At 57.3% G+C, this 10132-nt stretch carries 7 protein-coding genes; 3 read left to right on the top strand and 4 right to left on the bottom strand.

Annotation, left to right across the window (positions count from 1 at the left end):
• Positions 1-84: 84 nt before the first annotated feature.
• The 4 genes from hoxU to WA354_RS08015 all read right to left on the bottom strand — a co-directional run bounded on the left by hoxU (position 85) and on the right by WA354_RS08015 (position 5185).
• Positions 85-798 carry a bidirectional hydrogenase complex protein HoxU gene (gene hoxU / locus WA354_RS08030; protein WP_472812483.1) on the bottom strand — a complete coding sequence of 238 codons (714 nt, stop codon included), beginning with the start codon at positions 796-798 and terminating at the stop codon, positions 85-87.
• Positions 799-816: 18 nt separating this feature from the next.
• On the bottom strand, positions 817-3981 hold the full coding sequence (locus tag WA354_RS08025) for an FAD-dependent oxidoreductase (RefSeq protein WP_472812482.1): 3165 nt from the start codon (positions 3979-3981) through the stop codon (positions 817-819).
• Positions 3978-4517 (bottom strand): NADH-quinone oxidoreductase subunit NuoE family protein, encoded by a 540-nt coding sequence (locus tag WA354_RS08020; RefSeq protein WP_472812481.1) that lies wholly within the window; start codon positions 4515-4517, stop codon positions 3978-3980. The genes WA354_RS08025 and WA354_RS08020 overlap by 4 nt, the downstream gene beginning before the upstream one ends.
• Positions 4518-4870: 353 nt before the next feature.
• Positions 4871-5185: a hypothetical protein gene (locus WA354_RS08015; protein ID WP_472812480.1), complete on the bottom strand. Its 315-nt coding sequence runs from the start codon at positions 5183-5185 to the stop codon at positions 4871-4873.
• A 370-nt stretch (positions 5186-5555) separates the two neighbouring features.
• Between WA354_RS08015 and WA354_RS08010 the strand changes: the two genes are divergently transcribed.
• From WA354_RS08010 to WA354_RS08000, 3 genes are read left to right on the top strand one after another with little or no spacing between them, the layout of a single operon-like run.
• A complete protein-coding gene (locus tag WA354_RS08010) occupies positions 5556-8648 on the top strand; it encodes an NADH-quinone oxidoreductase subunit 5 family protein (RefSeq protein ID WP_472812479.1) in 3093 nt (1030 codons plus the stop codon).
• Positions 8645-9145: an NADH-quinone oxidoreductase subunit B family protein gene (locus WA354_RS08005; protein WP_472812478.1), complete on the top strand. Its 501-nt coding sequence runs from the start codon at positions 8645-8647 to the stop codon at positions 9143-9145. Before WA354_RS08010 ends, WA354_RS08005 begins: the two co-directional genes overlap by 4 nt.
• Complete coding sequence (locus tag WA354_RS08000) at positions 9142-10056, top strand: respiratory chain complex I subunit 1 family protein (protein ID WP_472812477.1); 915 nt, start codon at positions 9142-9144, stop codon at positions 10054-10056. Before WA354_RS08005 ends, WA354_RS08000 begins: the two co-directional genes overlap by 4 nt.
• The last annotated feature ends 76 nt before the right edge of the window (positions 10057-10132 follow it).

Here is a 10132-nt window from a genome sequence, read left to right as displayed (position 1 = left end):
TCTGTGCTCTGCTTCGATCAAGTTTGGACGGCACCGCTAGCAAATGAGCTCAGAGTTCTTGTCGGGGATCCGATAGATCTTGGCTCACGTGTGATGCGGAGTGGTTCTGCTCGCTGAGATGCGCGCAATCATTTCGCAGTTCTTTTCCATGTGGGTCGGAGCGAATCCCTTCTCAACCAATGCTCCCGTGGGGCACGCCTGGACACATTTCCCGCAACTGGTGCAGTTTTTGGCACTACCCCAATCTTCCGCCATATCGCTCACCAGCCGCGAAGAGATGCCACGCGCGGATAGTTCCCACACATGGGCACCTTCCAACTCCGCGCAGGCACGAATGCAGCGAGTGCAAAGGATGCATCGATTGTGATCGACAATATAGCGGGGATGGCTCATGTCAACGGGAAGACGCGGGTTGTTGTACGGATAGCGAACGTGGGTGATTTCAAGCGATTGTGCGAGCGCCTGCAACTCACATCGGCCGTTCGATTGGCAGACCGAGCAGATGTGGTTGCGTTCAATCAGAAGCAACTCGATAGCGATCTTGCGATATTCCTCGAGCTTGGGCGATGTTGTCCTGATCGACATGCCCTCTTGAACGGGCGTGGTGCATGCGGGCAGCAGCCGGTCGGTCCCGGCAAGCTCGACCATGCACACGCGGCATGCGCCAGTTGCACTCAGGCCCTTAAGGTAACAAAGCGTCGGAATGTATTTTCCGTGATCGCGAGCGGCCTCAAGGACAGTCTGACCTTCCCGTGCCGTAATCAACTCTCCGTCAACTCTTGCCGAGATGGTTTCCAAGGATGCTCCTTTCACATCTCACTTTTCAGCAGCTACGACGCGCAGATCGCATCGTAAGCAACGGCGGCTCTCGTCCAGTGCTTCTGCGGAACTAAGCGTACACACTACCTCGTCCTGCGTTCGTATGCGCAGGGAAGCCGGTGCGTTTACGCCTACATGACGTTTGCTCAGGCTCGGCTCACCGGGATTGCTACGGCCATATTCCAGCTGCGGGAAAATTCGCTCCCATCGCGTGTCGCCCATCAGGCGTTCATCGATCTTTCGAGCAGCCTGTTTGCCTCCGCTCATGGCATTGGAGACATTCGAAGCGCCCGTAATCACGTCGCCCCCGGCGTAGAAGCCCGATCGACTGGTTTCCAGCGTGAATCGGTCAACCTTGATCGTTCCTTGTTCCTTCAATTCCAGACCCGATGCCCGGCAGAAATCAAGATCGAAGGTCTCTCCAACGGCCAGAATTACGGTGTCGCATTCAAAGCGCTTTACTTCATCTGTGGGAATCGGGCGTCGCCGTCCTGAGTTGTCGTAAGCGCCCAAACGGGTCTTCACAATCTCAATCGCTTTCACCTGCCCCTTTGCATCGCCAAGGATACGGTGAGGCGCGGCAAGAAACACGATTCGCACGCCCTCTTCTTCGGCTGCCTGTATCTCTTCATCGATCGCAGGCATGTCCCGGCGCTCGCGACGATAGAGGATTGTCACTTCAGCGCCGGCTCGTCTTGCGGTTCGCGCCGAATCGATTGCCGCGTTGCCTCCACCAATGATGGCTACGCGTCGGCCCAGTGCCAACTGCTCGTTCTTTGCCATCGATTCAAGGAAAGGGAGAGCAGGATAAACGCCGGTCAATTCTGTGCCTGGCAGATAAAGCCACGATTCCTTCCACGTTCCGATGGAGAGAAACGTGGCGTCGAACTGGCTCGCCAGGTCATTGAGCGAGAGATCTATCCCCACCCTTGTATTGAAGACCATCTTTACTCCGACGCGTTCGATTAACTCGAGTTCGCGATGGAGAACCGATTTCGGCAGACGATATTCCGGAATCGCAAAACGCAGCATGCCCCCAGCTTCGCCGCGCTCTTCGAAGATAGTTACCTCATGGCCTAACATGGCCAAGTAAAATGCGGCCGTCAATCCTGTCGGTCCTGCACCGGCTACCGCGATCTTTCGCCCTGAAGACGGAAGCTTGTGCGTCAATATGCGCTCCACCATCGGGTTGAATAAGTCAGATGAATAAACTGCGTCTGCGATGTATCGATGCACTTCGCGCATATTCACAACTTCATCGAATGACTGTCGCCTGCACCGGTTGTCGCAAGGATGCTGGCAAACGCGTCCGGTGGAAGCGGGTAGCGGATTATCCATCAGCACTGATTCAAATGCGTCCTCGAGGCGGCCTTCCTGGAACAACTCAAGGAAGCGCGGGATGTTCATCCGGAGCGGGCAACTGTTCTCGCAAGGAGATACGGCAAGCTCCTGGCACACGCCAGCCCTGCACCGTCTTGCCAGGATATGGTCCTGGTATTCGTCGCGGAAGTGCCGGAGGGTTGTCAGGACCGGATTCGGAGCCGACTGCCCGAGACCGCATAGAGAGCACGCGCGGATCATCCGTGCAAGCTCATCGAGTGTCTCGAGATGCTCTTTTGTCCCACGCCCATCGGTGATCGCATTCAGAATCCGCAGTGCCTGATCGAGCCCGACTCTGCAGGGAACGCACTTTCCGCACGATTCAGAGTGAGTGAATTCAATGAAGTATCGCGCTACATCCACCATGCAATTGTCTTCATCCATCACCACCATTCCGCCCGAACCCATGATCGAGCCAATCTGCGCCAGGCTTTCGTAATCGACTGGCGTGTCAAACATCTCTGCCGGAATGCAACCTCCGGACGGTCCTCCGGTTTGGACTGCGAGCACGCGACGGCCACTCGCGGCTCCTTCTCCGATGTCGTAGATGAACGTCTTTAGCGGCGTACCGAGAGGCATTTCCACCAGTCCGGTGTTCTGCACTTTACCGACAAGGGAAAATACTTTCGTGCCCGGGCTCTTTTGACTCCCGGTCTCAGCAAACCAGCCCGCACCCCGACTGACAATCGGCGCAATGTTGCACCACGTTTCGACATTGTTGATGTCAGTGGGCATGCCCCATAGTCCATGCTGCGCGGGAAACGGCGGACGTGGGCGCGGCCTGCCGGCGCCACCTTCCAGTGAGGCAATCAGAGCGGTTTCCTCTCCGCAAACAAATGCACCTGCACCTTGAACGAGCTGGATGTCGAAGCTGAATGCGCGATGGAGAATGTCGTTTCCCAGCAGACCATACTCACGCGCTTGTTCGATGGCACGGCTTAGCCGGCGCACTGCCAGCGGGTATTCCGCGCGAATGTAGACGATTCCTCGCGTAGAACCAGTGGCATACGCTCCGATGATCATGCCCTCCAGAACCGAATGAGGATCGCTCTCAATCTCATTGCGGTTCATGTATGCGCCCGGATCTCCCTCGTCTGCATTGCAGACGATGTACTTCTCATCGGCTTTTGCCTTGGCCAGAAAGTCCCACTTGTTTCCAGTCAGGAATCCGGCGCCGCCACGTCCGCGCAAGCGCGATGCCTTGATCTGCTCAACCACAGATTCCGGACGTCCATCGATGAGAACCTTGTACAGCGACTGGTAGCCGCCGACCGCGATGTATTCCTCAATGTCTTCAGGATTGATCAGTCCCGCATTGCGCAAAACGATTTTCTTCTGGCCTTTGAAAAAAGGGATCGAGTTCCACAGAGGTATTTCAGGATAACCTTGGCCAAACTTGAGCAGCGCGGTGATGTGATCCCACTCTTCGAGTTTGCAGAAGATGAGATCCGGCGGCATCACTTTGGTCGAGATTCCTTCGAGGATGCGTCCGGCGTCGTTCGGGCGCACGCGACTTAGAATGACGAGCGGCCCGCCTGGGATTCGAACACCGACAAGCGGCTCCTGAAAGCAAGCTCCAAAACAGCCCACGGGCGCAAGCTCTACGTCCTGCCCGCTCCGCTCGATGGCTTCGTGCAGTGCATGAAATACCTCTTCGGCTCCGTTGCCACGTCCGCACGTGCCCATTCCGACGGTGATGCGCGGAATGGAAGACATAAGCTTGGCCAGCCCCGATTCGCGCACTGCATTAAAGCTCGCAATATCCTCGATTCGCGATTTCATTTCTTCCTCAGACTCAACACGTTGATTTCGCGCTGCAGCGTACGCTCACTCACATGACTCAGAATGTGGTGGTTCACTTCAACTACCGGTGCCAATGCGCACTGGCCAAAACAGGCTACGGTTCTGACTGTGAAGCGCCGATCCTTCGTCGTCACCGAGACCTTGTCCGCATCGCCGGAATCATCCCTGGTACGGTCATTCAGGCCGAGGTCGAGGCACAGCTTGGCAAGCAGATCTCGCGAGCCGCGCGTATGGCATGCGGTGCCTCGGCACACGCACACCACGTTGTCGCCTTGCGGGTCGAGATTGAAGAGCGCATAGAAGGTGGCGACGCTGTAGACCTTTGCAGGGGGGATTCCAGTTTTGGCGGCGACGTAGCGAAGAGTATCCAGCGAGAGGAACTTGTGAGGATTTGCAGCCTGCACGTCCTCGAGGATGCCCAGCAACGCGCCCGCGCCGTCCCCGTGCGCGGCGATTGCCTGGTCAATCACCAGCTTCTCGCTTGCGTTTAATCCCTGAACAATCGCTTCCGGCATTCGACCCTCCCCCAGGCGTCAGGAACATCTTTGGTCGTCGGATCTGTTGCGATGCTCGGAAGAAGAGGAGGGGAGAAGGCGTGGACTGACAGAGCATATTCCAACGGGACACGCGCGACGCGTTCCAGAGCCCGCTCCGGAACTCCCGAGAATCTCCGCCGGAACTCTGATATGCCCAGCACAGGTTTGGATGTGTCTTCGATCACACGGTGCTGTGATCAGGCTTGAAACAAGATCTTCCTCCTGCACAATTCTGCATTTGCGAGAAGGGCCGACTTGTAAAAGGATTTCAAGGAAAAAGGATTTGAGGAGTTGAACAGAAGAGAGACTCCTCAATGAATATGAGCTAGCCCTCATTCACCCTTGTGCAGTTCGACAGAGATAAGAGCATCCGGCCTGTTGTCGGGATGGCCAGTTACTTTTGCCGAATTTCCAGTCACTGATCCTCTCAAGAAATATGTGATCGGATGAGTGAGATCGGCTGGCAATACGGAGCCCGCATAAGGACTGACGCGCACATTTGCGTACAAATTGGAACCCTCTTCCTGATAAGAACCGGAGTATGTGTGGGCTGGATCTGCACCTTGGACCAGCCCGTCGCGTAACACGGCTACACCGTCTCCATACATTTCGCCCGATGTGAAATGCGCATACCAGATTCCTTCCATTTCATTACCTCCCTACATGAAGAGTGCGAATCTGGCCAATCAGCATACTCCAAATCTGGAAGTGCGCACCAGCCCAGAAATAATTTCTGTTGGGAGAAGGCAGCCTGGAATCTGTCGTGACGTTTGTCACAAACAGTGATTGCTGCAATGTGCTAACACCATGCCGTGCTCGGCAAATTGCCGCGGCGCGAAGCAGTGGTTGACAACCGATCGTGTGTGCTGAAGTTGAACTGCCCACGCCTTAACCGGCAGACTGTCGTAGCTCGGCGCTGCCCAGGATCGCTCGTATTCGCAGGCCCACGGCGCTAGCCGCAGCTGCGACACGGGAGGCCTTAAATCGGGCGCCGTCCCATGAACATGGGAGGTGCGGATGCCGAAGCTGAATGATCCGGTTTACCTCTTGCTTGCGCCATGTGTCCTTCTTCTCGGCGCCGTGCTGCAGTTACTGATTGCGCGCATTTGCTCTTCCCGGGTCAAGGGCATCCTGGCAGCCGCTACGTGCATCCCCGCATTGTTCAGCGTGATAAGCCTCCTTCCTCGCGTCCAGTCGGGGAATGCCGTCGACATCAGCCTGTTCTCCTGGGATGGACCGCTTGTCCTCGCATTTCACATCGATGCGCTCAGCATTCTGTTCGCATTCATGGGGACTTGTCTTGGCGCGATCGTTCTCCTTTACTCGATTGCCTATATGCGTCGAGATCCGGCAGTCACGCGCTTTTATGCCACGATGCTCGTATTCATCGGCGGATTTGTTGCTCTCGTCTATTGCGCAAATCTATTCGTCCTGTACCTGTGCTGGGAGGTAATCGGACTGTGTTCGTTCAGCCTGGTTGGCTTCTGGTATCAGCAGCGCGAAGCAGTGTTGGGTGCACGCAAAGTTCTCCTGATGACGCACCTGGCCGGCTATGGACTCCTGACTGCCATCCTCGTTCTCTATCACCGCACGGGGACTGCCGTCTGGACCGATCCCGCGATAGGACGCAACTTCTCCACGGGAATATTTCTTCTGATGCTCGCGGCGCTCATAGCCAAGTCCGTTCAGGTTCCTCTGCATACCTGGATACCCGATGCCATGGCTGCGCCAACTCCGGTGAGTTCGCTGCTGCACGCGGCTTGTTATGTGACTGCCGGTGTCTATCTTGCAGCGCGGATGCACAGCTTCGCGGCATGGCCGCCTTCATGGAACTTGATTCTGGTGTCGATCGCCTCCGTCACCATGATGGTTGGCGTGATGTACGCCCTCGTACAGAGTGATTTGAAACGCATGCTGGCCTTCTCCACCGTGAGCCAGATCGGCTACATGTTGCTGGGAATCGGCATTGGCACTCCGCTCGGAATCATGGCGGGACTTCTGCACTGCCTCAATCATGGATTCTTCAAGGGCGGCCTGTTCCTGAACGCCGGCGCAGTGCAGCATGCCGCGGGAACACGGGACATGAACCTGCTGGGCGGGCTGGCGTCGCGCATGCCGCGTACAACGCTTTGCTGGCTGGTCGGCGTTGGGAACATGGCCGGAATCCCGCTGATGAGCGGCTTCGTCAGCAAGTGGATGTTGTACGCCGCCGCAATCCAGGCGGGGTGGGCAGTTCCCGCTGTCATTGCATGGATCGCAAGTCTTGGAACCGTGTTCATGTGCGCGAAAGCGACGAGCGCGGTATTTCTGGGACCGCCGTCTGAAGCGGCACAGGATGCGTACGAAGTTTCGCACGGGATGCAGTGGGCCATGGGGTTGATGGCTTTTGGAAGCATCGTTCTCGGCGTGGCGCCGCAACTCGCTTATGTCTTCTTCTTCCAGCCCATGTTCAGCGCCATCGGGATGGATACATCATTGCGCGTCACCTGGCTTGGTATGTTCGGCGGTGCGGGTACGTTTTCTACCGCTGGCGGACTCGTGCTCGCGGTCGTGTCGTTCATGCTGGGCACAGCCATATTTGCGGTGGCTCGGATCTCGAGCCGTCCTCGCGTCCATGCGACGGTTGCAGGTTCCGGTGGCATTCTTCTTGGCGGGCCCAACGATGTATTCACAGGCGGCGAGCCACTGTGGGAGCACGATCGCCTCTCTGCCGCCGACTTTTCGCATATCTTCGAACAGAATTGGAAAGCTTTCTTCCGCTGGTCGAACGTGGACAAGGCTTACGCGTTTCTTTTTCAGCAACTACGCACTGCGGCGGAAACACTGGCGCGGCCGATTGCATGGCTTGAGCAGCACGTGTTCCAGGGGCTTCTGGCTATATCAGCGGCCATGATGCTCGGCGCTCTCTGGATGGGGAAGGCTTCCGCAGTTTCCACTGGGCTTTCCATCATGCCCATGCCGCCGCTGCTCATCGGCGCGGTCTGCATTGCGGCAGTTTCGCTGGTATGTGCTGCGGCTACAACCAATGCGGACCGATTGCTTCCGCTGCAACTTGCACTGCCGTCGGTTTTCGCGGTGGCCGGTTGCATGGCTGAGGTCGAGTGGCTTCGCTTCGGATTACTGGAAACTGCAGCGCTGCTTAGCATCGTGCCCGTTTGGAAAGCTGCACGCACGCACACATCGCGCCTGGTGTATCTGACAGTTGTTGTGCTTTCCGGAATCTGCATGGAGTCAGCGCAACTCCTCACCAAGCCAGAACAATTGGGATGGAGCCGGGCGCTTCTGCTTACCGGCGTCTGCGTCAAGTTCGCCGCGATTCCGTTGCTGTTCTGGCTGCTTCGCCTCGCGGATGAACTACCGGCCGTGGTGCTGGGCTTCGTCCTCGCTGTCATCGACATCGCGGCCCTGGGTGAGCTTTCGCTGCGCGCACAGATTGACCCGTCGTTGTTCTCTCCGGCAGGACCTTGGCTCGTAATTGCTCTCCTCACCAGCCTGGTGGCCGCAGTATCGATGCTTGCGCAACGCAGCATCAATCGTCTGCTGGTTCTTTCCAGCATTGAAGACTTCGGCTTCCTGCTCCTGGGCGTCGCCTCGATCAGCAAACTCGGACAGGACGGCGTGCTGCTCGCTGCGGCATCGCATGCCCTTGGAAAGAGCCTGCTCTTTATCGCGATTGCCGCTCCGGAGCGGGATGGGGCGTTCGCTCACGGAGACACGGGATTGGCTCAGCGCTACCCATTCAGCACCTTCGGATTCCTGGTGGGAATGCTCACCCTGCTCGGTGTGCCTCCGATGCTCGGCTATGCCGGCCGCTGGAAGCTCTACGAGACGGCGCTATCAATCCATCCAGTTCTGTTGGGAGGCTTCATACTCGCTTCGATGCTCGCGCTTATTGCGTACGTCATCGCCTTTACAAATCTGTGGTGGGGAAGCCCGTCGTATGACACCAAACGTATTGTCGCCGTCAATGGAACCGAGTGGTACTCTCCTCCGCTCATACACGAGTCGACAATCTTGAAGGCCGTCATCCTTCTGCTCTTTGTCTGCATTCTTGGTGCGGGCCTCTGGCCCGACATCGCCATCCAGGTATTTCAAGGGGGGCGGCTATGAAGCTCTGGACTCGTCTGCTCTGTGCCTGCCGCCGCCGCAGTCCGTGGATCTTCCACATGAATTCGGGAAGTTGCAACGGATGCGACATTGAACTTATTGCGTCGCTCACGCCGCGCTACGACGCGGAACAACTTGGAGTGCTGCTGCAGGGAAGCCCGCGCCACGCCGACATTCTCTGTGTAACAGGTCCGGTTACGCAAACAGCCGTTTCCGCTGTTCACACTGTTTACGAGCAGGTGTGCGGACCGAAAGCAGTGGTAGCCATCGGCTCATGCCCCGCCTCCACTAACGTGTTTATCGATAGCCGCGTGCTGGTCGGCCCGCTCGACAAGCACATTCCGGTTGACGTCTTTGTTCCAGGATGCCCGCCCCGACCGGATGCTATCGTCCGGGGAATTGCTGCGGCCGCCAACATATTGGCAGAGCGTCGCGATAACGCCGCGTCTGCTGAGTCGCCGACAAGCTTGAGCACAAACCCAGAGGAGGCGCAGTTATGAATCTCCTCACCTCACTCGCGCGCTTCCTCATATTTCCAGGATTGCTCTTCGCCATTCCGGCGGCATGGTTGGTGCTGTGGATTGAGCGCAAGTCTGTCGCATTGCTGCAGCAGCGCATCGGACCTCCGTTTGGCCAACCGTTCTTCGACTTCGTCAAGCTGATGGGAAAATCCACGCCGCCACGTCCTGGCGTGAACGGAATGTTGATGCGGGCGTGGCCGTTGATTGCGGTCTCTGCCTCCGCGGGTGCTGTAGGCCTGCTCCCCGTTCTGCCGCTACACGGTGGGTTTCAGGGTGACTTGATCCTGTTGCTTGCCTTGATGGAGATCCCCGCAATCTGCATGATCGTTGCAGGTTTTTCCTCGCGCTCCCTGTTCGGCGAAATCGGTTCAGCGCGCGAAGCCGTACTTCTCGTCTCCTACAACCTCGTATTCCTCTTGGCAGCAGTTTCCATCGCTGTATCGAAGCACTCGTTTCGACTCGATGCTCTTGCGAGCGCGCCGGCCAATCCGTGGAGATACCTCGGGCTGATCGCCATTCTCATCTGCCTTCCGGCCAAGCTTCACGTCAATCCTTTCTCGCTCCCGAATGCTGAGCAGGAGATCTACTCGGGCCCGATGGTTGAATATGCCGGATTTGAGCTCGCACTGTGGCAACTTTCGCATGGCCTTGAATGGATCGCCGGCGTCGGGCTGGTAGCCACCTTGGCCATTCCTCCAACTGCGCATCTTTGGCTCGACGTTGCCTACGTCCTTCTCATCGGCTTGCTTCTTGTGCTGGTCTTATCTATCATCGCCGCGGCCACCGCACGCCTCGCCATCGACACAACAGTGCGGTTCTATTGGCAATGCACTCTCGCTTTCGCGGTCCTTGCCATCTCCACGACATTGCTCATGAGGTTACGCTCATGAAGATACTGGGAATGCTCTGGAAAAACCTTCGACGCGGCGTCGCAACTCTGCGATTTCCTGAAGCTCCGCCCATGAC

The organism is Occallatibacter sp. (assembly GCF_049802275.1).
In the GTDB taxonomy this organism is placed as follows: Bacteria; Acidobacteriota; Terriglobia; order Terriglobales; family Acidobacteriaceae; genus Telmatobacter.
This window is presented reverse-complemented; position numbering and strand designations above follow the sequence as displayed.

Coding starts and splice junctions, on each gene's coding strand:
- WA354_RS08010 (WP_472812479.1), top strand. CDS start 5,556: ATGCCGAAGCTGAATGATCCGGTTTACCTCTTGCTTGCGCCATGTGTC.
- WA354_RS08020 (WP_472812481.1), bottom strand. CDS start 4,517: ATGCCGGAAGCGATTGTTCAGGGATTAAACGCAAGCGAGAAGCTGGTG.
- WA354_RS08005 (WP_472812478.1), top strand. CDS start 8,645: ATGAAGCTCTGGACTCGTCTGCTCTGTGCCTGCCGCCGCCGCAGTCCG.
- WA354_RS08015 (WP_472812480.1), bottom strand. CDS start 5,185: ATGGAAGGAATCTGGTATGCGCATTTCACATCGGGCGAAATGTATGGA.
- WA354_RS08000 (WP_472812477.1), top strand. CDS start 9,142: ATGAATCTCCTCACCTCACTCGCGCGCTTCCTCATATTTCCAGGATTG.
- WA354_RS08025 (WP_472812482.1), bottom strand. CDS start 3,981: ATGAAATCGCGAATCGAGGATATTGCGAGCTTTAATGCAGTGCGCGAA.